This window comes from Streptomyces sp. MP131-18 (assembly GCF_001984575.1).
Taxonomy (GTDB): domain Bacteria; phylum Actinomycetota; class Actinomycetes; order Streptomycetales; family Streptomycetaceae; genus Streptomyces; species Streptomyces johnsoniae.
The window spans coordinates 1,931,275-1,955,032 of record NZ_LZNS01000001.1; the positions used below are offsets into that span (position 1 = coordinate 1,931,275).

Annotated in this window: 19 protein-coding genes; 6 read left to right on the top strand and 13 right to left on the bottom strand. The window is 72.5% G+C overall.

What is annotated here, in order from left to right:
- The 7 genes from STBA_RS08400 to STBA_RS08430 form a co-directional block, all read right to left on the bottom strand.
- On the bottom strand, positions 1-234 hold a 234-nt coding region (locus STBA_RS08400), incomplete at its 3' end, for a carboxyl transferase domain-containing protein (protein WP_290443761.1).
- Between the two features lie 183 nt (positions 235-417).
- The gene (cimA, locus tag STBA_RS08405) at positions 418-2,031 is read right to left on the bottom strand and encodes a citramalate synthase (RefSeq protein ID WP_077058643.1); all 1,614 of its coding nucleotides are present in this window, start codon (positions 2,029-2,031) and stop codon (positions 418-420) included.
- 235 nt (positions 2,032-2,266) lie between these two features.
- Complete coding sequence (locus STBA_RS08410; RefSeq protein WP_077058644.1) at positions 2,267-3,370, bottom strand: branched-chain amino acid aminotransferase; 1,104 nt, start codon at positions 3,368-3,370, stop codon at positions 2,267-2,269.
- A 228-nt stretch (positions 3,371-3,598) separates the two neighbouring features.
- Entirely contained in the window at positions 3,599-4,642 is a 1,044-nt protein-coding gene (locus STBA_RS08415; RefSeq protein WP_077058645.1) for a 3-isopropylmalate dehydrogenase, read from the bottom strand.
- 58 nt (positions 4,643-4,700) lie between these two features.
- Positions 4,701-4,880 carry a hypothetical protein gene (locus STBA_RS08420; protein WP_077058646.1) on the bottom strand — a complete coding sequence of 60 codons (180 nt, stop codon included), beginning with the start codon at positions 4,878-4,880 and terminating at the stop codon, positions 4,701-4,703.
- A gap of 206 nt (positions 4,881-5,086) precedes the next feature.
- Positions 5,087-6,718 (bottom strand): L-glutamate gamma-semialdehyde dehydrogenase, encoded by a 1,632-nt coding sequence (gene pruA, locus STBA_RS08425; protein WP_077058647.1) that lies wholly within the window; start codon positions 6,716-6,718, stop codon positions 5,087-5,089.
- Between the two features lie 82 nt (positions 6,719-6,800).
- Positions 6,801-7,727 carry a proline dehydrogenase family protein gene (locus STBA_RS08430; RefSeq protein ID WP_077058648.1) on the bottom strand — a complete coding sequence of 309 codons (927 nt, stop codon included), beginning with the start codon at positions 7,725-7,727 and terminating at the stop codon, positions 6,801-6,803.
- A gap of 153 nt (positions 7,728-7,880) precedes the next feature.
- On the opposite strand from STBA_RS08430, the gene STBA_RS08435 reads away from it, so the two are divergent.
- Together STBA_RS08435 and STBA_RS08440 are read left to right on the top strand one after the other, a co-directional pair.
- Entirely contained in the window at positions 7,881-9,011 is a 1,131-nt protein-coding gene (locus STBA_RS08435) for a helix-turn-helix domain-containing protein (RefSeq protein WP_077058649.1), read from the top strand.
- A 187-nt stretch (positions 9,012-9,198) separates the two neighbouring features.
- Positions 9,199-10,098 carry a GNAT family N-acetyltransferase gene (locus tag STBA_RS08440; protein ID WP_077058650.1) on the top strand — a complete coding sequence of 300 codons (900 nt, stop codon included), beginning with the start codon at positions 9,199-9,201 and terminating at the stop codon, positions 10,096-10,098.
- Positions 10,099-10,324: 226 nt separating this feature from the next.
- Here STBA_RS08440 and STBA_RS08445 read toward each other — a convergent pair whose 3' ends face one another.
- Positions 10,325-10,993 carry a lytic polysaccharide monooxygenase auxiliary activity family 9 protein gene (locus tag STBA_RS08445; protein ID WP_077058651.1) on the bottom strand — a complete coding sequence of 223 codons (669 nt, stop codon included), beginning with the start codon at positions 10,991-10,993 and terminating at the stop codon, positions 10,325-10,327.
- 357 nt (positions 10,994-11,350) lie between these two features.
- Between STBA_RS08445 and STBA_RS08450 the strand changes: the two genes are divergently transcribed.
- From STBA_RS08450 to STBA_RS08465, 4 genes are all read left to right on the top strand, one after another.
- A complete protein-coding gene (locus tag STBA_RS08450; protein ID WP_077058652.1) occupies positions 11,351-12,361 on the top strand; it encodes a glycoside hydrolase family 6 protein in 1,011 nt (336 codons plus the stop codon).
- A gap of 154 nt (positions 12,362-12,515) precedes the next feature.
- Entirely contained in the window at positions 12,516-13,253 is a 738-nt protein-coding gene (locus STBA_RS08455; RefSeq protein ID WP_077058653.1) for a TetR/AcrR family transcriptional regulator, read from the top strand.
- The gene (locus STBA_RS08460) at positions 13,250-14,017 is read left to right on the top strand and encodes an SDR family NAD(P)-dependent oxidoreductase (protein ID WP_077058654.1); all 768 of its coding nucleotides are present in this window, start codon (positions 13,250-13,252) and stop codon (positions 14,015-14,017) included. The genes STBA_RS08455 and STBA_RS08460 overlap by 4 nt, the downstream gene beginning before the upstream one ends.
- A 41-nt stretch (positions 14,018-14,058) precedes the next feature.
- Positions 14,059-15,099: an NAD(P)-dependent alcohol dehydrogenase gene (locus STBA_RS08465; protein WP_077058655.1), complete on the top strand. Its 1,041-nt coding sequence runs from the start codon at positions 14,059-14,061 to the stop codon at positions 15,097-15,099.
- A 73-nt stretch (positions 15,100-15,172) separates the two neighbouring features.
- Here the strand turns inward: STBA_RS08465 and serA are convergent, their stop codons facing one another.
- The 5 genes from serA to STBA_RS08490 all read right to left on the bottom strand — a co-directional run bounded on the left by serA (position 15,173) and on the right by STBA_RS08490 (position 23,679).
- Complete coding sequence (gene serA / locus STBA_RS08470; RefSeq protein ID WP_077058656.1) at positions 15,173-16,762, bottom strand: phosphoglycerate dehydrogenase; 1,590 nt, start codon at positions 16,760-16,762, stop codon at positions 15,173-15,175.
- Between the two features lie 209 nt (positions 16,763-16,971).
- On the bottom strand, positions 16,972-17,970 hold the full coding sequence (gene ilvC, locus STBA_RS08475) for a ketol-acid reductoisomerase (RefSeq protein ID WP_077058657.1): 999 nt from the start codon (positions 17,968-17,970) through the stop codon (positions 16,972-16,974).
- A gap of 158 nt (positions 17,971-18,128) precedes the next feature.
- Positions 18,129-18,653: an acetolactate synthase small subunit gene (gene ilvN / locus STBA_RS08480; protein ID WP_077058658.1), complete on the bottom strand. Its 525-nt coding sequence runs from the start codon at positions 18,651-18,653 to the stop codon at positions 18,129-18,131.
- Between the two features lie 30 nt (positions 18,654-18,683).
- Positions 18,684-20,552, bottom strand: a complete 1,869-nt coding sequence (locus tag STBA_RS08485) for an acetolactate synthase large subunit (RefSeq protein WP_077058659.1) — start codon at positions 20,550-20,552, stop codon at positions 18,684-18,686.
- A gap of 265 nt (positions 20,553-20,817) precedes the next feature.
- Positions 20,818-23,679: an EAL domain-containing protein gene (locus STBA_RS08490; RefSeq protein WP_079251800.1), complete on the bottom strand. Its 2,862-nt coding sequence runs from the start codon at positions 23,677-23,679 to the stop codon at positions 20,818-20,820.
- Positions 23,680-23,758 lie beyond the last annotated feature (79 nt).

Sequence of the window (23,758 nt, forward strand, 5' to 3'; positions counted from 1 at the left end):
CCCCGAAGCCCGATGCCGCCGCAACACCCCCACCTCACGGAACGACCCCTCGTCCAGCAACAGCGCGATCCGCTCCCGCGCCGTCAGCTTCCCCTTCCCATGCTGCGCCGCGGTCGCCCGCTCCGAAGGCCCCGCCCACGCCTCCTCCCGAATCGCACGCAACTCCGCGACCCGGCCGCGCGTGTCGGCGGGAGCGGCCGTTTCTGATGCGTCCGTCGATGCATGATCGGTCATGTATAGACCCTACGAAATGCGGCCGCACTTGGCTCTCGTCAGATCCGTACAGTCTCCGCAGGTGTTTCATGGCCGCGCTGGACAGAACGCGAGTACGGGCGAAGGCCGGGTGCATGCACCGTACAGCGGAGCCGGAGCGGCACTGTTGGCTTTCTACAGTGCCGCTCGGCTCAGCGTGAGGGCTCAGTCACTCGGCCGCAGGCCGGCGCGCAGGAGGCCGTAGGTGTAGGCATCGTCCAGCGCCTGCCAGGAGGCCGCGATGACGTTGTCCGCGACGCCGACCGTGGACCACTCGGTGGAGCCGTCGCCCGTCGTGATCAGGACGCGCGTGGTCGACTGGGTGCCGTGCCTGCCCTCCAGGATGCGCACCTTGTAGTCCACCAGCTGAATCCTGGCCAGCTGCGGGAAGCTCCGCTCCAGCCCCGTACGCAGGGCGCGGTCCAGCGCGTTGACCGGGCCGTTGCCCTCACCGGTCGCGAGGATCCGTTCGCCCTTGGCCCAGATCCGCACGGTGGCCTCGTTGTCCACCGAGCCGTCCGCGCGCTGGTCGGCGATGGCGCGCCAGGATTCCAGGGAGAAGAAGCGCTGCGGGCCGCCGTGCACCGCCTCGCGCAGCAGCAGCTCGAACGAGGCGTCGGCCGCCTCATAGGTGAACCCCTGCTGTTCCCGCTCCTTGACCCGTTCGACGATCCGGCCGACCAACTCACGGTCACCCAGGTCGTAGCCCAGCTCCTTGCCCTTCAGCTCCACCGAGGCCCGGCCGGCCATGTCGGACACCAGCATGCGCATCGAGTTGCCCACCAGCTCCGGGTCGATGTGCTGGTACAGGTCCGGGTCGACCTTGATGGCGGAGGCGTGCAGCCCCGCCTTGTGCGCGAAGGCCGAGATCCCGACGTACGGCTGGTGGGTCTCGGGGGCGAGGTTGACGACCTCGGCGATGGCGTGCGAGATGCGCGTCATCTCGGTCAGGGCGCCGGGCGGCAGCACGCGCCGGCCGTACTTCAGTTCCAGGGCGGCGACCACCGGGAAGAGGTTGGCGTTGCCGACGCGTTCGCCGTACCCGTTGGCGGTGCACTGCACGTGCGTCGCGCCCGCGTCCACGGCGGCCAGGGTGTTGGCGACGGCACAGCCGCTGTCGTCCTGCGCGTGGATGCCGATACGCGCGCCGGTGTCGGCCGCGACGGTCCGCACGACGGCCTGCACCTGCGCGGGCAGCATCCCGCCGTTGGTGTCGCACAGCACGACGACGTCCGCGCCGGCCCGGTGGGCGGTGCGCACGACGTCGAGGGCGTAGCCCGGATTCGCGGCGTGGCCGTCGAAGAAGTGCTCGCAGTCGACGAAGACGCGCCGCCCGTGGGCCCGCAGGTGGGCGACCGTGTCGCCGACCATCGCGAGGTTCTCCTCCAGCGTGGTGCGCAGCGCCAGCTCCACGTGCCGGTCGTGGGACTTGGCGACCAGCGTGACGACCGGGGCGCCCGAGTCGAGCAGCGCCTGCACCTGCGGGTCCTCGGCCGCGTCGGCACCCGCCCTGCGGGTGGAGCCGAACGCGACGAGCTGGGCGTGCCGGAACGCGATCTCCTCGCGGGCGCGCCGGAAGAACTCGGTGTCCCTGGGGTTGGCGCCCGGCCAGCCGCCCTCGATGAACCCGACGCCGAACTCGTCGAGGTGGCGGGCGATGGTCAGCTTGTCGCCCACGGTGAGGCTGATGCCCTCGCGCTGCGCGCCGTCGCGCAGCGTGGTGTCGAAGACGTGGAAGGCGTCGCCCACGGCCTGGGTGTCCGGATCGTCCGTCGTCATGGCGGTGCGTGCTCCTGTGATGGGGGAAGTCGGGGAGTCGGGGGCCCGGGAGCGTGCCCGGAAAACGAAAAGACCCCTCGCGGATGCGAGAGGTCTGCACGCGGGTCCCGGAGGTTTACCGAGGACCGGCGCGCCGGTCACCAATAATCATGGCGAAGCGAAGCATGAGGGCAGTGTGGCACAGGCGCGGGCCTGTGCCACCCGCCGTCTCACCATCCGGACCGCGGGCCGGACGTCAGGCGATGTGGTGCATCCAGCCGTGGCGGTCCTCGACCGTTCCGGTCTGGATGCCGAGGAGCTGCTCCCGCAGCCGCATGGTGATCGCGCCCGGCTGACCGTCGCCGACCGTCCAGGCCGCGTCGGCGGACTTGACCGAGCCCACGGGCGTGATCACGGCCGCGGTGCCGCAGGCGAAGACCTCGTTGATGGTGCCGTCCGCGTTCCCGCGTTCCCAGTCGTCGGTGGAGATGCGGACCTCGTCGGTGGCGTAGCCGAGGTCACCGGCGATGGTCAGCAGCGAGTCGCGGGTGATGCCGGGCAGCAGCGTGCCGGTCAGCGCGGGCGTGACGATGGCGGCGCCGGCGCCCGTTCCCCTGACGAAGTACAGGTTCATGCCGCCCATCTCCTCGACCCAGCGGCGCTCGTCGGAGTCGAGCCAGACGACCTGGTCGCAGCCCTGGCGCGTGGCCTCGGCCTGGGCGACGAAGGCCGCGGCGTAGTTGCCGCCGCACTTGGCCTCGCCGGTGCCGCCAGGGGCGGCGCGCACGTACTCCCGGGACAGCCAGACGGAGACGGGCTTGATGCCGCGCGGGAAGTACGCCCCGGCGGGCGAGGCGATGATCATGAAGAGGTATTCGTTGGCGGGCCGGTTGATGCCGAGGCCGACCTCCGTGGCGAACATGAACGGCCGCAGGTAGAGCGACTGCTCCCCCTCGGTCGGGACCCACGCCTTGTCCTGGGCGACCAGCAGGTCGATGGCCTCGACAAAGGTCTCGACGGGTAGTTCGGGCATGGCGAGCCGGCGCGCGGAGAGCTGGAAGCGCCGGCCGTTGGCGTCCGGGCGGAAGACGGCGACCGAGCCGTCGGGCTGCCGGTACGCCTTCAGCCCCTCGAAGATCTCCTGCCCGTAGTGCAGGACCATGGTGGCCGGGTCCATCGGGACCGGGGCGTACGGCTGGAGCTGGGCATCGTGCCACCCGCGGCCCTCGGTCCACCGGATGGTGACCATGTGATCGGTGAAGTAGCGGCCGAACCCCGGATTGGCGAGGGCGGCGGCGCGCTCCTCATCGGACAGCGGCTGGGCGGCGGGCTTGAGGTCGAACGGGATGCGGGTGGTCATGGATTACGCGTCCTTCACGTCAGGGTCGGGCGGGCTGTCTGCCCGCCGCCCGCGCGGTAGTAGGACGTCCGAGCATCGGGGGACGACGGCCCCGCGTCGATTATTGCTCGGTGGTCCCGCCGCACGGTACGGAGGTTCAGGCGGCCCTGGGAACGATGGTGGCACCCCGCGGCGGACTTGCGTAGGCCGCCGGGCACCCGAGCCCGGCGGCACGTGCGGCCGGCGGGACTAGCCGGCTACTCGTCGGGCGAGGGCGTCGCCGGTCTCCGCGGTGGTGCGGGGGGTCGCGGCGTCACGTTCGGCGAGGTCGGCGGTGACCGCGTCCTCGACGCGGGCGGCCTCGGCCTCGTGCCCGAGGTGGCGCAACAGCAGGGCGACGGACAGCACGGTGGCCGTGGGATCGGCCTTGCCGGTGCCGGCGATGTCGGGCGCGGAGCCGTGAACCGGCTCGAACATCGACGGGTAGGTGCCGGTCGGGTTGATGTTCCCGGACGCGGCGAGGCCGATGCCGCCGGTGACGGCGGCGGCCAGGTCGGTGAGGATGTCGCCGAAGAGGTTGTCGGTGACGATGACGTCGAAGCGCTCCGGCTGCGTGACGAAGAAGATGGTGGCCGCGTCGACGTGCAGATAGTCGGTGGTGACCTGGGGATACTCCGCGCCGACGCGGTCGACCGTGTTCTTCCACAGGTGGCCGGCGTGCACCAGGACGTTGTTCTTGTGGACCAGCGTCAGCTTCCGGGCGGGGCGGGCCGCGGCGCGCTCGAAGGCGTCGCGCACGACGCGCTCGACGCCGTAGGCGGTGTTGATGCTGACCTCGGTGGCGACCTCGGCGGGCGTGCCGGTGCGCATGGAGCCGCCGTTGCCGACGTAGGGGCCCTCGGTGCCCTCGCGGACGACGACGAAGTCGATGTCGGGGCGGCCGGCCAGCGGGGTCGCCGTGTTCGGGAAGAGGCGGCTGGGCCTGAGGTTCACGTAGTGGTCGAACGCGAAGCGGAGCTTCAGCAGCAGGCCGCGCTCCAGGACACCGGAGGGCACCGACGGGTCGCCGATCGCGCCCAGCAGGATCGCGTCGTGGCCCTTGAGCCGGCCGAGATCGGCGTCGGGCAGCGTCTCGCCGGTGGCGTGCCAGCGGGCGGCACCCAGGTCGTAGGCGGTGGTCTCCAGCTTGACGTCCCTGGGCAGAACGGTCGTCAGGACCTTCAGTCCCTCGGCCACCACCTCCGGGCCGATGCCGTCGCCGGGAATCACTGCGAGATCGATGCTCCGAGCCATGGGGGGACCCTACGCCGCGTCCCAGGAACTGACACGACGCGTCCACGATGCGGACGGGTCAGTGCTCCCCCGCCCCGCCGTTGTCCCTGCGGTCGAGCGCGCGCTGGAGGGCCGCGGCGGCCTGCCTGCGGCTGGCCTCCCGGGCCTCGCGGGCGGCGGCCCGGGCGCGGCCGAGGGCCGACCCCGCGCCGGAACGGGAGGTGGTGCCGCGCTGCGGAAGGGTGGCTGTGGCATCCATGACGGATCAGCTCCAGTGAGGGAGACGTGACGGCAGGGGGCGACGGTGCCCGAAGTGCGACCTCCACAAAAGTAGCGGTGATCCGCCGTGATGTCTCGCCAAATACCTGGGCGTCCTACTATCTGAGACGACCGGGCTCCCCGTCCGTTTCGCCTGTGGCGGACGGGGAGCCCGGGACGTGCGGGGCCGGGGGGCACCCCCGCACGTCAGCCCATGTGCGGGTAACGGTGGTCGGTCGGCGGCACCTGCGTCTCCTTGATGACACGCGGGGAGGCCCAGCGCAGCAGGTTGAACTTCGAGCCCGCCTTGTCGTTGGTCCCCGAGGCGCGCGCCCCGCCGAAGGGCTGCTGGCCGACGACGGAGCCCGTGGGCTTGTCGTTGAGGTAGAAGTTGCCCGCGGCGAACCGCAGCCGCTCACCGGCCGCCGCGGCCACCGCCCGGTCCCGCGCGAAGAACGCGCCGGTGAGGGCGTACGCCGCGACCGACTCCATCTGGTCGAGCATCGTGTCGAACGTGTCGTCCTCGTACACGTGCACGGCGATAACCGGTCCGAAGTACTCGGTGCTGAACACCTCGTTCTCCGGGTCGGAGCAGGTGAGCACCGTCGGCCTGACGAACCAGCCGACCGAGTCGTCCCAGGTGCCGCCCGCGACGATCTCGCAGGACGGGTCGGCCTTGGCCCGTTCCAGCGCCGCCGTCACCTTCGCGAAGGACCGTTCGTCGATGAGCGCGCCCATGAAGTGCGACAGATCCGTGGGGTCGCCCATCGACAGGCCGTCCGCCTCCTGCGCGACGGCGTCCCGCAGGCCGCCCTCCCACAGCGAACGCGGCACGTAGGCGCGCGACGCCGCCGAGCACTTCTGGCCCTGGTACTCGAACGCCCCGCGGATGATGGCCGTCTTGACCGCCGCCGGGTCGGCGGTGGGATGTACGACGATGAAGTCCTTGCCGCCGGTCTCCCCCACGATCCGCGGGTAGCCGCGGTAGTTCTCCAGATGCGTGCCGACCTGCTGCCACAGGTGGCGGAACGTCGCGGTGGAACCGGTGAAGTGGATGCCGGCCAGGTCGGGGTGCGGCAGCGCCACCTCGGACACCGCGCGGCCGTCGCCCGTCACCAGGTTGATGACGCCGTCGGGCAGGCCCGCCTCGCGCAGCAGCCGCATCAGCAGCACCGCGGAGTGCGTCTGGGTGGGCGACGGCTTCCACACCACGACGTTGCCCATGATGGCGGGGGCGGTCGGCAGGTTGCCCGCGATGGCCGTGAAGTTGAACGGCGTCACCGCGTAGACGAAGCCCTCCAGCGGGCGGAAGTCCATGCGGTTCCACACGCCCTTCGGCTGGACCGGCGGCTGCTCGGCCAGGATCTCGCGGGCGAAGTGGACGTTGAACCGCCAGAAGTCGATCAGCTCGCAGGGCGCGTCGATCTCCGCCTGCTGCACCGTCTTGGACTGCCCGAGCATGGTGGACGCGGCGATCGTCTCCCGCCACGGCCCCGACAGCAGCTCCGCGGCCCGCAGGAAGACCGCCGCCCGGTCGTCGAACGGCAGCGCGCGCCAGGCCGGCGCCGCGGCGAGGGCCGCGTCGATCGCGTCCCGGGCGTCCTGCTCCGTGGCATGCGCGGCCGTGCCCAGCCGCGCCTCGTGCTTGTGCGGCTGCACGACGTCGAAGCGCTCGCCGCCGCCGAGCCGCTCCGTGCCGCCGATGGTCATGGGCAGCTCGATCGGGTTCTCGGCCAGCTCCTTCAGCTTCCGCTCCAGGCGGGTGCGTTCGGGGGAGCCGGGGGCGTAGGTGTACACGGGCTCGTTGACCGGTGCGGGAACCTGGGTCACGGCGTCCATGGCCGTCAACTCCTTCGGTGTCTGCGGCTGATTGCGGCGGTCGGCGGGGCACCGCCCGGAACGGGCCGGGCGGCGGGCGGGGTCAGGTCCTGGTGGCGAGGGAACGCGCGAAGAAGGCCAGGTTGGCGGGCCGCTCGGCGAGGCGGCGCATGAAGTAGCCGTACCAGTCGGTGCCGTACGGAACGTAGACCCGCATGCGGTGCCCGTCGGCCGCCAGCCTGCGCTGCTCCTCCTCGCGTATGCCGTACAGCATCTGGAACTCATAGGCGTCCCGCGCCCGGCCGAGGCGGGCGGCCAGCGCCTGCGTCACGGCGATCAGGCGCGGATCGTGCGTTCCCACCATCGGGTAGCCCTCCCCCGCCAGCAGAATCCGCAGGCAGCGGACGTACGACCGGTCCACGTCCCGCCGGTCCTGGTACGCGACGGCGGCCGGCTCGCGGTAGGCGCCCTTGACCAGCCTGACCCGCGCCCCCGCGGCGGCCAGCGCGTGGCAGTCCTCCTCGGTGCGGAACAGGTACGACTGCACCACCGCGCCGGTCGCCGGGAACCGCGTCCGCAGATCGCCGTGGATGGCGAGGGTCGAGTCCGTCGTCGTGTGGTCCTCCATGTCCAGCGTCACCGTCGTGCCCGCCGCCGTCGCGGCCTCCACCACCGGCAGGACGTTCCGGTGCGCGAGGTCGTGACCGCCGGGCAGGGCCTGGCCGAAGGCGGACAGCTTCACGGACAGCTCGGCGTCCCCGGCGAGACCCGCGCGCCCCAGCGCCTCGACGAGGGCCAGGCAGGCATCGCGGCTGCGCTCGGCCTGCGCCTTGTCCGTGACGTCCTCACCGAGGTGGTCGAGCGTCACGCCGAGGCCGCGCGCGGCCAGCCCGGCCGAGACGGCCACGGCGTCCGGCAGCTGCTCCCCCGCGACGAAGCGGGCCACGACGGAACGGGTGACCGGGACGGCTGACACGGCACGGCGGATGCCGTCGCTGCGCGCCGCGGCAAGAAGAACGGGTCCCAGCACGGGCCACCTCCGGGTATCAAGGCGAGTTACCCGAGAAGGTAAGGATCGCCCGGGTTCGCGGCCATCGACAGGTGTCCTGCATCGGTGTCCCCGATCTCAGACAGTTGTATGAGGCCGGGCGAGAATGGGAGGTGAGGAGGTGAAGGACGAGGCATGAGAGCGGACTACCAGGAGCTGATCGACGAGGTCAGCGCGCTGCTCGGCACCCCGGCGACGCTGGAGGGCCGCGACTTCGCGCTGATCGCCTTCGGCGCGCACGAGAGCGAGGACGACCGGGTCATGGACCCGGTGCGCACCCGGTCCATCCTGCGCCGCCGTTCCCCGCCCGCGGTGCGCGCATGGTTCGAACGCTTCGGCATCGCCACCGCGCGCGCCCCCGTGCGCATCCCGCCGGAGCCGGCCGCAGGCGTGCTGACCGGGCGGATCTGCCTGCCCGTGCGGCACGGGGCGGTGGTGTACGGCTACATCTGGCTGCTCGACGACGACGTGCTGACGCTGGACGACCCGCGGCTCGACGACGCCATGGCCACGGCCGGGCGGATCGGGACGCTCCTCGCCGAGGAGGCGCGGGCCGGCGCGCGGCTCGGCGAACTGCTGCACGCCCTGCTGGCCGAGGCCGGGCAGGGTGCGGCCGACGCGCTGGCCGAGGCGCTCGGGCCCGCGGCCGAAGGGCCGCTGACCTTGGTCGCGGTGACCCCCTGGCCGGTCACACAGGGCAGGGAGCCGGCCGACGTGCCGACGGCACCGCCGGGCGCCCTCGCGCTGTGCCTGATGCCCGGGGGCCAGGCGCACGGCCGGGTCGCGCCGGCCGCGCTCGCCGCGCTGACGCGCCCCGGCGCGGCGCGCGCGGTCGCGGAGCGGCTGCGCGGCGGCGCCACCGCCGGCATCGGCGGCGCCGGTCCCGGCCCCGAGGATCTGCCCGGCGCCTGGCGCCAGGCGCTGGCCGCGGCGCGCGCCGCGGGAGCGGAGGACCGGCTCGGCGCCGTCGCCGCGTGGACGGCCCTCGGCCCCTACCGGCTGCTGACCGCGCTGCCCGAGGGGGCGCCCGATCCGGCGGTCGCGCCCCTGCTCGCCCCCGGGCACCGGGAGCTGGCGCGCACCGCGGAGACGTTCCTCGACCATGCCGGGCAGGCCGCCCGCACGGCCGCGGCCCTGGGCATCCACCGGCAGACGCTGTACTACCGGCTGTCCCGCGTCGAACGGCTCACCGGCCTCGACCTGGGCTCGGGTGCGGACCGGCTGCTGCTGCACATGGCACTGAAGGCGGACCGGCTGCGGCCCTGACGGGCGGGGAACGGGAATCCGCCGTCGCAGGAGGCGGACCGGCCGCGGTGGACCAGCGGGTCCGCGACTGGCCCGGCAACGACTTCGGTCAGCGGCGGTCGGCCGGTCGGCTGTGCACCACTGCCGGTACCGGTAGTGGCCGGAAACCGGGTGCGGACCGCCAGCGCGTTCGTGTGTGATCGGGAGTATGACGATTGCGTTGGGCAGGCCGGGAGTCGACGGGTTGAGCGAGGCTGTGGGCACGCTGCGGGAGTGGCAGTACGACGGGGCGCCGATGCGGCTGCATCCGGGGGACCTGGGCTGGTTCTGGCGGTTCGGTGCCGAGGCGACGGCCGCGGCGGTCCGGACCTGGAGCCGGAACGGACAGATCCTCGCCGTCGGGCTGCTGGACGGTCCCGAGCTGCTGCGGCTGACGATCGCGCCGGACGCCCAGCGGGACGAGGAGCTGGCGCGGCAGTTGGTCGAGGACATGGCCGAGCCGGAGCGCGGCGTGCTGGGAGAGGGGCGGGCGTACATCGAGGCACCCATGGGCGCACTGGTCCAGGACCTGCTGTCCGAGGACGGCTGGAGCACCGACGAGCCGTGGACGCCGCTGCGCCGGGACCTCACGGAGCCGGTGGCGGAGCCGGGTGTGCGGATCGAGGTGATCGGGCCGGAACGGGCGCACGTGCGGACCGCCGCACATCGGTCGTCGTTCGGCAGATCGACGTTCACGGACGAGCGCTGGCACGCGATGGCGGCTGGATTGCCGTACGCCGACGCCCGGTGTCTGGTCGCGTACGACGACCGGGGCAACGCGGTGGCGGCGGTGACGGTGTGGTCGGCCGGCCCGGGGAAGCCGGGGCTTTTGGAGCCGATGGGCGTGCCCACGGAACATCGCGGTCACGGCCACGGCAAGGCGATCACCGTCGCCGCGGCGGCGGCACTCCAGGAGCTGGGCTCGTCGAGCGCGATCGTCGGCACCCCGAGCGCCAACGCCGGCGCCGTCGCCACCTACGAGTCGGCCGGCTTCCGGAAACTCCCCGAGACCCGGGACCGACGCCGCGACGCCCAGGGTCGCCCTGTCCAGCCGACCGAGCACCGGTAAGCATCACCGTCCGGCACTGCGGCAGCACGCGCGCCTGGTGCTCACGAGTCCGCGGGCTCCGCACCTGACGCCGGGCCTCATCCGGTGCCGCGTCGGCCGCCGCGGCGTTCCTGGAACGGGCGACCGCCCTCGCCGGCCGGGGCCTCACCGGGGAACGACGCGGAGCCCCGTCCGCTGCCGGGGCGGCGGACGGGGCTCGCGAAGCGGTGGCGCGGGCGTCAGCGCGTCAGTTGAAGTTGACGTCGCTGCACAGGTAGTACACCTGGTCCATGTGCGAGGCCTGCCAGATCGTGAAGACGACGTGGTGGCCGCTGCGGCCGGGCGCGCTCACGTCCACGGAGATGTTCTGGCTGGGGGCGTAGCTGCCGGTCTCCTCGACCAGTTGGAGGTCGTCCCAGCCGAGCGGCTCGCTGGCCGGGTCGAAGCCCTGGCGGGTGACGTAGATCTGGAAGTAGTCGGCCCCGTGGCTGGCCTGGTCGTAGAGGTGCACCGAGAAGTTGGCGCCGACGTCGGTGGTCTTCCAGGGACCGACGGCGTCAAGCGAGTTGTACCGGCCGCCCTCGGTCTGGCCGCCGCTGCAGAGCTGACCGCTCGGCACCTGGCCCTGGTGGTTGCCGCCGACGTTGTTGCGGTACAGCCCGTTCCAGTTCCACATGGCGTTCGGGTTGTCCTGCCACGCCTGCCAGCACATGGGGTCTTCCTGCGCCATGGCCGGGTTCAAGTGGTCGTCGCCCCAGCGGTCCCAGCAGCCGTAGTTGCGGGAGGCGGGGTCGACGATCGATCCGTGGGCGGCGGCGTTGTCCGCCCAGGGGATCAGGAACATCATCGCCGCGGACAGCAGCGCCAGGGCGCGGAGCGCCCAGCGGGGGGTGTGAGTCTGTCTCAGTACGTGCATGACGCGGTCTCCGACTTCCGGTTGTGGGTTCCGAAACTGGGAGCGCTCCCAAATTACCGTGGCTTTACCCCACGACACACTGCCGAAACCGGCGCGCCGAGATCCGGCGCGCCCCCGAGCGCGCCGGAGCACCGTTCCGCGACGATGCGCGACGGGCCTCACCGCCACGCCGCATCACCTTCGCGGATGAATGCCGACAAACCATTAGCAAGCAGGCTCGACCGGTGAGCGAATGCCGACCCGTTCCCTTCGAGTGCGTCCTCACCGTTTACTCGGCTCAATCGAACCGCTATGTTCTGCGGCTATGGGAGCGCTCCCACCCCCCCCACATTTTCGTCCCGAAGGGAACGAGCCTGCATGCGCACCCCACGAGCCGCACAACCACCCGACGACCGCACACGCCCCCGGCGCGCCCGGCGCGCCCCCCTGCTGCTCGCCGCCGGCGCGGCGCTCGGCGGCGTGTTCGCGTGGACCGCCCTCCCCACCGCCCAGGGCGCCTCGGCCGACCTGCCCGGCGACGCGGTGTTCCACAACTATCCGCTCCAGGTGCACGAGTGGGTCGAGGAGAACGCCGGGGACGCCCGGCAGCCGCTCATCGCCGAACGGATCGCGAGCCAGCCGCAGGCGGTGTGGTTCTCCAATTACGAACCCGGCACCGTCACCCAGGACGCGGCGGAGGTCACCTCCGCCGCCGCGGCGGCGGGCGAGGTCCCCGTGCTGGTCTCGTACATGATCCCCAACCGCGACTGCGGCGGGGCGTCGGCAGGCGGCGCCCCGGACTTCCCGAGTTACCTGGAGTGGGCCGAGGGCTTTGCGGCCGGGCTCGGCAGCGACCCGGTCGCGATCATCCTGGAGCCGGACTCGCTGGCCCTGACCACCTGCCTGGACGACGCGGAACGCGCCGAACGTTTCTCCGCGCTGGCGCAGGCGGCCGACACCATCCACGCCGCCAATCCCGAGGCTCGCGTGTACTTCGACGCCGGGCACTCGGCCTGGCACGAGCCGGCCACGATGGCCGGCACGCTCACCGAGGCCGGAATCCTGGAGAGCGGGGACGGCATCTACAGCAACGTCTCCAACTACCGCGTCACCGAGGAGGAGGTGGCCTTCGCGGAGGGCGTGCTCGCCGCGCTGGGGGACGACAGCCTGCGGGCGGTCATCGACACCAGCCGCAACGGCAACGGCCCGGACGGCGCCGAATGGTGCGACCCGCCCGGCCGCCTCGTCGGTGAAAACCCCACCGCCGACACGGGGAACGACCTGATCGACGCCTATCTGTGGGTGAAGCCGCCCGGTGAGCTGGACGGCTGCGCCGGCCCGGCCGGGCAGTTCTCGCCCGATATGGCGTACCAGCTGGCAGGCGGCTGACGCGGTCCTTGAACCGCGCGCGACGACGTCAGTCCGTCTGCCCGAACCGGTGCCGCCCCTGCCTTCCCAGGGCGGCACCGGTTTCGACTGCCGTGATCACGCGTCCCACTGAGACAAAAGTCCCACTGGGACATCTCGGCGTACGCTGGAGAGCGTGACCACCGAAGCTCCGGCGGCCGACCGCCGCCGACGCAAGGCCCTGCGGACCAGGAAGGCGCTGGCGAATGCCGCGTTCGAGCTGGTGCTCGACCACGGGCTCGCCGCCGTGACCGTCGAGCGGATCGCGGAGCGCGCCGACGTGGCGCGGCGCACGTTCAGCCGGCACTTCGGCAGCAAGGAGAGCGCGGCGCTCGACGTCATCCGGGCCGACGGCGCGCGTATCAACGCGCTGCTGCGCGCGCGCCCGGCCGACGAGCCGCCGCTCGCCGCCTACCGCGCCGCGGTCCTGTCCTGGCTGGCCGACGCGACCGAGCCGCCCTGGCCCTACCGGCCCCGGATGCCCGAGTTGCTGCGCCTCACGCTGCGGGAGCCGGCGCTCCACGCCGCCTTCCACCACATCCGGGCCGAGGCGCAGCGCGAGTCCACGCGCATCGTGGCCGCGCGGCTCGGCCTCGACCCGCACCGCGATCCCCGCCCCGCCGTGCTCGCGGGCGCGGCGGCCGGCGCCCTGAGCGCGGCCCAGGAGCTGTGGATCGCCGGGAGCGAGGAGGGCGGGGCGGACGCGGGGAGCGACCTCACCGCACTGGTGGAACGTGCCTTCTCCGTTCTGGCCCTCCGCCCCGGGGCGCTGCCGAGGCAGCGCGCGGAGGACGGGGCGGACCGGAGGACCGGCAGGACCAGTAGCACCGGCAGCACCGGCAGCACCGGCAGCGAAGGAGCAGCAGGCACATGACCGTCACCGACTACCGCACGGAGTTCTCCGGCCGGACCGCCCTCGTCACCGGCGCGGCCTCCGGGATCGGCCGGGCCGTCGCCGACCGCCTCGCCGCGGGCGGCGCGAGCGTCGTCCTCGCCGACTACCAGGAGACGGCCGCCGCGAAGGCCGCCGACGAGATCGCCGGCACCGGCGCCCAGGCCGCCGCGATCCGCATGGACGTCACCGATCCGGCGTCCGCGGAGGCCGCCGTCGCGTTCGCCACCGGAACGTTCGGGGCCCTGCACCTGGCCGTCAACAACGCGGGCATCGGCGGGGCGAGCGCCCCGAGCGGCGCCTACCCGCTCGACGAGTGGCGGCGGGTCGTCGACACCAACCTCAGCGGCGTCTTCTACTCCATGCGCTACGAGCTGCCCGCCATCCTCGAAGCGGGCGGCGGCGCGATCGTCAACATGGCCTCCATCCTCGGCACCAACGGCTTCGCCGGCTCCGCCGCCTACGTGGCGGCCAAGCACGGTGTGGTCGGCCTGACGAAGACCGCCGCCCTGGAGTACGCCGCCCGCAACGTCCGGATCAACGCGGTCGGCCCCGGCTTCATCGACACGCCGCTGCTGCACGCCTCGGAGGACATCGACGTCGGTGCGCTGGTGGACCTGCACCCGGCCGGACGCCTCGGCACCGCGGCGGATGTCGCGGAGCTGACCGTCTTCCTGCTGTCGGAACGGGCCGCGTTCGTCCACGGCAGCTACCACCTCGTCGACGGCGCCTACGCGGCCCGCTGACGGAAGCCGAAGGCCAGACCGGTAGACCCGAAGGAGCCGCCATGAAGGCCGTTCAGTACCTGGAGATCGGCGCCGCCCCCGCAGTCGTCACGCTCCCCGAGCCGGAGCCAGGCCCGGGGCAGGTGCTGCTCGAGGTGGCCGCGGCCGGGGTGTGCCACTCCGACATCGCGCTGATGAGCTGGCCCGCGGACCAGTTCCCCTACCGGCTGCCGCTCACCCTCGGCCACGAGGGCGCGGGAAGAGTGGCCGGGTTCGGCCCCGGCGTCACCGGCCTCGCCGAGGGCGATCTCGTCGCGGTGTACGGGCCGCAGGGCTGCGGGCGCTGCGCCAAGTGCGCCGAGGGCAAGGAGAACTACTGCCTGGACGCGGCCCGGCTCGGCATCTTCCCGCCCGGCCTCGGCGCGCCGGGCGCCATGGCCGAGTACCTGCTCGTCGACGACGCGCGGTTCCTGCTGCCGCTGGACGGCCTCGACCCGGTCAGGTCGGTGCCGCTGACGGACGCCGGGCTCACGCCGTACCACGCGATCAAGCGGTCGCTGCCCAAGCTGGTGCCCGGCAGCACGGCCGTGGTCATCGGGGCCGGTGGGCTCGGTCACGTCGCCATCCAGCTGCTGCGGGCGCTGACCCCGAGCCGGGTGATCGCGCTCGACGTGGCCGAGGAGAAGCTGGCGCTGGCCAGGTCCGTCGGGGCGCATGACACGGTGCTGTCCGACGAACGCGCCGCCGGCCGGGTGCGGGAGCTGACGGGCGGCCTCGGCGCGGAGGCCGTGTTCGACTTCGTCGGTGCCCAGCCCACCGTGACGACGGCGGGCGCGGTGGCGGCGGTGGAGGGCGACGTCTCCGTCGTCGGCCTCGGCGGCGGTGCACTGCCGGTCGGCATCAACACCACCGCGTTCGACGTGGCCGTCGCCGCGCCCTACTGGGGCAGCAGGGGCGAACTGCGCGAAGTGCTCGACCTCGCGCGGTCGGGCGCGCTCGACGTGCACATCGAGACGTACGGCATCGACGAGGCGCCGCTCGCCTACGAGCGGCTGCACGCGAGGAAGGTCAACGGCCGCGCGGTGATCCTGCCGAACGGCTGACGCGTCCCGGCTCCCGGAGTGGTGGAGCCGCCGGGGCCGGGACGAGGTGCGCGCGGCCGGGCGCGCGCCGTGCTCAGTCCGTCAGGTCGACGCCGCGGGCCGAAGTGGCGCCGATCTCCGCGGCGATCTCGGTGAGAACGGAAGCCGGGATGGTGCCGTCGACGGTGAGGGCGATCAGCGCGTCGCCGCCCTCCTCGGCACGTGCGACCTGCATGCCGGCAATGTTGATGTGGGCCTCGCCGAGGATGCGGCCCAGCGTGCCGACGACGCCGGGGCGGTCGGTGTAGCGCAGGAACGCCATGTGGTCCGCCACGGTCAGGTCCAGCGTGTGGTCGCCGATGCCGACGATCTTCTGCTGGTGCTTGGGCCCGGCCAGCGTCCCGGCGACGGACACCACCTCGCCGCTGGTGAGGGTGCCGCGCACGGTGATCATGTTCCGGTGGTCGGCGGACTCCGAGCTGGTGGTCAGCCGGACCTCCACGCCGCGCTCCTGCGCGAACAGCGGGGCGTTCACATAGGAGACCGTCTCCGCGACGACGTCCTCGAAGACGCCCTTCAGCGCGGACAGCTCCAGCACCTTCACATCGTGCTGGGTGATCTCGCCGCAGACCTCGACGTCGAGACGCAGGGCGACCTCCCCGGCGAGGGCGGTGAAGATACGGCCCAGCTTTTCGGCGAGGGGCAGCCCGGGGCGCACGTCCTCGGCGATGACGCCGCCCTGCACGTTCACCGCGTCGGGGACCAACTCGCCCGCCAGGGCCAGGCGCACCGACTTGGCCACGGAGATACCGGCCTTCTCCTGCGCCTCGCCGGTGGAGGCGCCCAGGTGCGGGGTGCCGATCACGGTGTCGAACTCGAACAGCGGGGAGTCCGTGCAGGGCTCGGTGGCGTAGACGTCGAGCCCCGCGCCCGCGACGCGGCCTTCCTTGAGCGCGCTGAGCAACGCCGTCTCGTCGACGATGCCGCCGCGGGCCGCGTTGATGACGCGGACGGACGGCTTGACCTTGTGCAGGGCCTCGTCGCCGATCAGCCCCAGGGTCTCCGGCGTCTTCGGCAGGTGGACGGTGATGAAGTCGGCGGCGGCCAGCAGCTCGTCGAGGGAGGTCAGCCTGACGCCCATCTGTGCGGCGCGCGCCGGCTGCACGTAGGGGTCGTAGGCGACGACGTCCATGCCGAACGCCGCCATGCGCTGGGCCACCAGCACGCCGATGCGCCCGAGGCCGACGACGCCCAGGGTCTTCTCGGCCAGCTCGACGCCGGTGTACTTGCTGCGCTTCCACTCGCCGTTCTTCAGAGCGGCGTTGGCCTGCGGAATATTGCGCGCGGTGGAGATGATGAGGCCGCAGGCCAGCTCGGCCGCGGTCACGATGTTGGAGGTGGGCGCGTTGACCACCATCACGCCGGCCTTGGTGGCGGCGGGCACGTCCACGTTGTCGAGGCCGACGCCGGCGCGGGCGACGACCTTGAGGCGGCCGGCGGCGGCGATGGCCTCCGCGTCGACCTGCGTGGCGCTGCGGATCAGGATGGCGTCCACGTCGGCGATGGCGCCGAGCAGGTCGGCGCGGTCCGCGCCGTCACAGCGGCGGATCTCGAAGTCCGGGCCCAGGGCGTCGACCGTGGCGGGCGAAAGCTCTTCAGCGATGAGTACGACGGGCTTGCTCACTATGTCTCACTGGTCCTTTGCGGAAGGCCGCGTCCCGACGGCCGACGGCGGGGGGAGAGGAGGGCAGCCGCGTGGAGACGCACGACGCTGTGAGCCTGTGACGCGCTTCGCCATGCAGTGTATCGGCGCGGTGGTGGGCCCGGCAGACGGCCGCCGAGCCCACCGCTCGATCGAGCGAACTCCCGCGGAACGCAGGGGCGGGAGGGGGCTCAGGCCCCTTCGTCGACCCAGCTCATGAGCTTGCGCAGCTCCTTGCCCGTGGTTTCGAGGAGGTGGTCGCCGTCCGCCTTCTTGTACTCGTTGTACTTGGGCAGCCCCGCGCCGTACTCGGCCATCCAGCTCTTGGCGAAGCTGCCGTCCTGGATCTCGCCGAGAATCCGCTTCATCTCCGCCTTGGTGTCGGCCGTGATGATGCGCGGGCCCGAGACGTAGTCACCCCACTCGGCGGTCTCGGAGATGGACCAGCGCATCTTCTCCAGGCCGCCCTCGTACATGAGGTCCACGATCAGCTTCAGCTCGTGCAGGCACTCGAAGTACGCGATCTCCGGCTGGTAGCCGGCCTCGACCAGCGTCTCGAACCCGGCCTTGACCAGGGCGGAGGTGCCGCCGCACAGCACGGCCTGCTCGCCGAAGAGGTCGGTCTCGGTCTCCTCGGTGAACGTCGTCTTGATCACGCCGGCGCGGGTGCCGCCGATCGCCTTGGCATACGACAGGGCCAGGGCGAACGCGCTGCCGGTGGCGTCCTGCTCGACGGCCGCGATGCAGGGCACGCCGCGGCCTTCCTCGTACTGGCGGCGCACGAGGTGGCCCGGACCCTTGGGGGCGACCATGCACACGTCCACGCCGGCCGGGGGCTTGATGAAGCCGAACCGGATGTTGAAACCGTGGCCGAAGAACAGCGCGTCGCCGTTCTTGAGGTTGTCGCGCACGGACTCCTCGTACACCTTGCCCTGGATCGGGTCGGGAACGAGCATCATGATCACGTCGGCCTCGGCGGCGGCCTGGGCCGGGGTGGTCACCCGCAGGCCCTGCTCCTCCGCCGTCACCCGGGACTTGGAGCCGTCGTGCAGGCCGACCCGGACGTCGACGCCCGAGTCACGCAGGGACAGCGCGTGGGCGTGGCCCTGGCTGCCGTAACCGAGGACCGCGACCTTGCGGCCCTGGATGATGGACAGGTCGGCGTCGTCGTCGTAGAACAGCTCGGCCACTTTGAGTTTTCTCCTCTGTAGTTCTGTGCGCCGCGGCCCCGGTGGCCACGTCCTTCGCCCCCTTGCGGGAGCCCTGCGCACGGTTGCTGCGGGCCGGGTGGTCCGCGCCTGCGGACCACCGTAAGCCGCGGGAATCGGTGGGGTGCGGGGCCGTCTCGCTATGCGGTCCGCTCCAGGGCGCGCAGCGACCGGTCGGTGATGGAGCGGGAGCCGCGGCCGATGGCGATGGCGCCGGACTGGACCAGCTCCTTGATGCCGAACGGCTCCAGCATGCGGAGCATGGCCTCCAGCTTGTCGCTGCTGCCGGTGGCCTCGATGGTGACGGCCTCGGGCGCCACATCGACCGTCTTGGCGCGGAACAGCTGCACGATCTCGACGATCTGGGACCTGCTCTCGTTGTCGGCGCGGACTTTCACCAGAACGAGCTCCCGGTGAACGGCGGCCGACGGGTCGAGCTCAACGATCTTCAGCACGTTGACGAGCTTGTTGAGCTGCTTGGTGACCTGCTCGAGCGGCAGGCTCTCGACGCTGACCACGATCGTGATGCGCGAGACCTCGGGGTGCTCGGTCGTGCCGACCGCGAGCGAGTCGATGTTGAACCCGCGGCGGGAGAACAGCGAGGTGATGCGGGCGAGGACGCCCGGCTTGTTCTCCACCAGGACGGAGAGCGTGTGTTTCGACATGTCGGTTCGTTACCTCGGCGGTGGTCTCGGTCAGTCGTCGGCGTCGCTGAAGTCCGGGCGGACCCCGCGGGCCGCCATGACCTCGTCGTTGGAGGTGCCGGCCGCGACCATGGGCCAGACCATGGCGTCCTCGTGGACGATGAAGTCGATGACGACGGGACGGTCGTTGATGGCGTTGGCCTTCTCGATGACGGCGTCGAGCTGCGCCGGGTCCTCGCAGCGCAGCCCCACGCAGCCCATGGCCTCCGACAACTTGACGAAGTCGGGGATGCGGGTGCCGGTGCTCGTGGCCGCGCCGTCCGCGCCCGGGCCGTCGCGCAGCACGGTGTTGGAGTAGCGCTGGTTGTAGAAGAGGGTCTGCCACTGCCTGACCATGCCCAGCGCGCCGTTGTTGATGACGGCGACCTTGATGGGCACACCGTTCAGTGCGGCGGTGGCCAGCTCCTGGTTGGTCATCTGGAAGCAGCCGTCGCCGTCGATCGCCCAGACCGTGGCGTCGGGGCGGCCGGCCTTGGCACCGAGCGCGGCCGGGACGGCGTAGCCCATGGTGCCGAGACCGCCCGAGTTCAGCCAGGTGCCGGGGCGTTCGAAGGGGAGGTAGTGGGCGGCCCACATCTGGTGCTGGCCGACGCCCGCGGTGTAGATGGTGCCCTCGGGGGCGAGGCGGCCGATGCGCTCGATGACCTGCTGCGGGGAGAGCGTGCCGTTTTCCGGCAGGTCGTAGCCCAGCGGGTAGGTGTCGCGCCACCGGTTCAGCTGGTCCCACCAGGCGGCGTAGCGCTCGCGCGCGGCGGGGCCGCGGGAGGCGCCGGTCTCGTCGCCGCGCAGGGCGGCCGTCAGATCCGCCATGACCTCCTTGACGTCGCCGACGATCGGGACGTCGGCCACCCGGTTCTTGCCGATCTCGGCCGGGTCGATGTCGGCGTGCACGATCTTGGCCAGCGGCGCGAAGGAGTCGATGCGGCCGGTGACCCGGTCGTCGAAGCGGGCGCCGAGCGCAACGATCAGGTCGGCCTTCTGGAGGGCGGTGACGGCGGTGACGGAGCCGTGCATGCCGGGCATGCCGACGTGCTGGGGGTGGCTGTCGGGGAACGCGCCCAACGCCATCAGCGTCGTGGTCACGGGCGCGCCGGTCAGCTCGGCCAGCTCCAGCAGCTCGGCGGCGGCGCCCGCCTTGATGACCCCGCCGCCGGCGTACAGCACGGGGCGCCTGGCCTCGGCGATCAGCCGGGCCGCCTCGCGGATCTGCTTGGCGTGCGGGCGGCTCACCGGGCGGTAGCCGGGCAGGTCGTGGCTGGGCGGCCAGGTGAAGCTGGTCCGGCGCTGGAGCGCGTCCTTGGCAATGTCGACGAGAACGGGCCCGGGGCGGCCGGTGGCGGCGATGTGGAACGCTTCGGCGATGGTCCGCGGGATCTCGTCCGGATCGGTGACCAGGAAGTTGTGCTTGGTGATCGGCAGGGTGATGCCGCAGATGTCGGCTTCCTGGAAGGCGTCGGTGCCGATCGTCTTGCTGGCGACCTGGCCGGTGATGGCGACCAGCGGCACCGAGTCCATGTGGGCGTCCGCGATGGGCGTCACCAGGTTGGTCGCGCCGGGGCCCGAGGTGGCCATGCACACCCCCACCTTGCCGGTGGCCTGCGCGTATCCGGTCGCCGCGTGGCCCGCGCCCTGCTCGTGGCGGACGAGGATGTGCCGGACGGCGGTGGAGTCCATCATCGGGTCGTAGGCGGGCAGGATCGCGCCACCGGGAATACCGAAGACGGTGTCGGCACCGACCGCTTCGAGGGAGCGGATGAGGGACTGGGCGCCCGTCAGGTTGGCGACAGTGGTGGGTTGCGGCGCCCCGCCTCGGGGTGCTCGTGGCTGCGGCTTCGGCGCCCCGGTGGCCTGCTCGGTCATGGTCGATCTCTTCTCGGCGTATGAGGGTGGTGGAGCTGATGCGGGTGCTGGTCGGGAGGGGGGTGGGGAGAGGTCTTCCGCGCACTGGTGCAACAAAAAACCCCTCGTGCCGTAAGGCATGCGAGGGGGAGCGCGCCGCTGTGGGTCCTCGGGGTGAGCCCGGGGTCAGCCGACGCGCCGTCCAAGTACGAGAATTCGGGTGCGCATGGGTCAGACACTGCTCTTTCCTCCTGCCGTGTGTCAAGCGAGCGCGAATGACGTCTCACTATGTGGGCGCGGTGGAGGAAGGGGTGGAATCGGCCGCGGTCCTGCCCGTGCGGGGCGGCACCTGCACCGGATGTTGCGCCGTCACCCGGGCGGTGTCGGGCGGAACCGGCAGGTGGCCCACGTCCAGCACCCGGCGCAGCCGGACGGGCTCGAGCGGCTCGCTGAACGCCAGGCCCTGGCCGCGGCGGCAGCCGAGGGCGCGCAGGGCGACGGCCTGCTCCGGCAGGTCGACCCCGTCGGCGAGCGAGTCGATCCCGAGGTCGGCGGCCATGCGCAGCAGCCCCGCGGCGATGGTGCTCAGCGGGGCCGACTCCAGCAGCCCGTCGACCAGCTCGCCGTCGAGGCGGACCAGGTCGACGGGCAGGCGGTGCAGGGCGGCGGCCGCGGTGCCGCCGCTGCCGAACCCGCCGAGGGCGATGCCCACACCGAGGCGGCTGAGGTCCGTCAGGCGGCCGCGCAGCTCGCCCGAGGCGAGGACGGTGTCGGCCTCGGGCAGCTCGATCATCAGGGCCTCGGGCGGCAGCCCGTGCCGCCCGAGCAGCGTCTCGACCCCGCCGACTCCGAGGGCGCGGTCGGCGAGGCGCCCGCTGGGGACGCGCACGCTGACGGGAACGGTCAGGCCCGTGCGGTGGCGGCGGGCGGCCTCGGTGACGGTCTGCTCCAGTAGCCAGCCGGTGACCTCGGCGGCGCGGCCGTCCTCGGGCGTCGGGGCGGCGGGCAGCTCGCGGGGGCCGCCCCTGAGGAACTCGATCGGGGTGGCGAGGTGGCCGTGCGCGGAGCGCCAGCGGGCCTGGGCGCAGACGGCGGCGACACGTCCGTCGGCCAGCTCCACGATGGGCTGGTGGAGCAGGGTGAACTCCCCCGCGTCCAGCGCGCGGCCGAGCCGGTCGGCCAGCTCCGTGCGGCGTACGGCCTCGGCCTGGAGCCGCGGGTCGTACAGCTCGACGCGGCCCTTGCCCGACTGCTTGGCGCGGTACATGGCCAGGTCGGCCCTGCGCATCAGCGCGGCGGGGCTCGCGCCCGGCTCGGCGAAGGCGACGCCGATGCTGGCGGTCACGCGGATCTGCCGGCCGTCGATCGCATAGGGACGGCTGAGGGCGGCCCGCACCCGCTCGGCGATCTCCAGTATCCGGTACTCCCTCGGCTGCTGCTCGCCGCCGGCGTCGCCCGCGATGAGCGCGGCGAACTCGTCGCCGCCGAGCCGCGCGGTGGTGTCCCCGGCCCGCACGGACTCCCGGAGCCGCTGGGCGGCCTGGATCAGCAGCTCGTCACCCGCCTGGTGGCCGACCGAGTCGTTGACCGCCTTGAAGCCGTCGAGGTCGATGAACAGCACCGCGGCGTCGGGCCCGCCGCCCCCGCCGAGGGCCAGTCGGACCCGCTCGATGAACAGGGCGCGGTTGGGCAGGTCGGTGAGCGTGTCGTGGGAGGCGTTGTGCTGGAGCTGCGCCTGGAGCCGCACGCGCTCGGTGACGTCTCTGGTGTTGAAGATCAAGCCGCCCTGGTGCCGCTTCACGCTGGACTCCACGTTCAGCCAGTGGCCCGCGGCGTGCCGCACGCGGCACTCGATCCTGGTGGCGTGCTCGCGGGCGGCCGGGGCGGAGAGGAAGCGGAGCAGTTCGTGCTGGACGCGGCCGAAGTCGTCGGGGTGGATCAGCTCGGACAGCGCGCTGCCGGTCAGGCGCTCGGCCTCCCGCCCGTAGACGCCGCTCGCGGCGGGGCTGACGTAGCGCAGGCTCCCGTGCCGGTCGGCGATCATGATGACGTCGCTCGACCCCTGCACCAGCGACCTGAAGTAGTTTTCCTTCTGCGCCAGCTCCCTGGTCAGGGACACGTTGTCCATGAGCGTGATGCCCTGGCGGACCAGCAGCGCGAGCACGACCCCGCAGGCGGCGAAGACGACCACCCGGTCGACGTGCCGGCCGCTGACCACGGTGAACAGGATGCTGAGCACGCAGACGGCGGCGGCGAGGTAGGGCGCGAGCCCGGCCAGCGAGCCGCCGAGCGCCCGGCAGGGCCATCCGGCGGACGCGGGGTCCGCCCGGTCCTCGGCCGTCCCGCCCTCTTGCGGGCGTGGAGCCATCCACGGCGCGCAGGCGAGCAGCAGCGAGCCGGCGAACCAGCCGGCGTCGAGCAATTGCCCCGAGCTGTACTGCTCGCGGAGCATCGGCGAGGTGAACAGCGCGTCGCACAGCACGGTCAGGCCGAGCGCGCCGATCGCCGCGTTGATCGAGGGGCGGTGCACGGCGCTGCGCCGGAAGTGCAGGACGAGCACCATGCTGACGAGCGCGATGTCGAGCAGCGGGTAGGCCAGCGCGAGGGCCGCCCGGGTCAGCGTCTCGCCCTGCCGCTCGGCGGCCTGCGCGAGGGCGACGCTCCAGGAGAGCGTCATCATCGAGCCGCCGATGAGCCAGGAGTCCAGGCCGAGGCAGACCCAGCCGGCCCGGGTGACCGGCCGCTTGGCCAGCAGGAGCAGGCCGATGATCGCCAGCGGCGCGAACAGCAGGAAGCACAGGTCGGCCACCGAAAGGAGCGGCACCTGCCGCTGGAGCACCACCTCGTACCAGCCCCAGATCCCGTTCCCCAGGGCCATCATGACCGAGGAGATGCCGAACAGGGCCCAGGCGGTGCGGCATTCACCGGCGTGGTCGCGGGCGTACCACAGGCAGGAGCCCGCGGCGAGGAGGGCGGCGGCGCTCAGTCCGAAGTCCCCCATGGCCGCGGCCACGCGGGGCGACCCCCAGCCGAGGACGGCCCCCGCCGCGTAGCCCGCGCAGACCGCGGCGAGTGCGAGCTGCGGCAGGGACCCCACCGGAGCCCGATGGCCCCGCGACAGCTCCCCGTTCTCCCGTGGGCAGTGCATCGCCTTGTCGCCCCCCTCTCGTTCCGGGCTCACCCCGGACGGACGATACACCAGAACCGTCACGCTGCGACATAGGAAA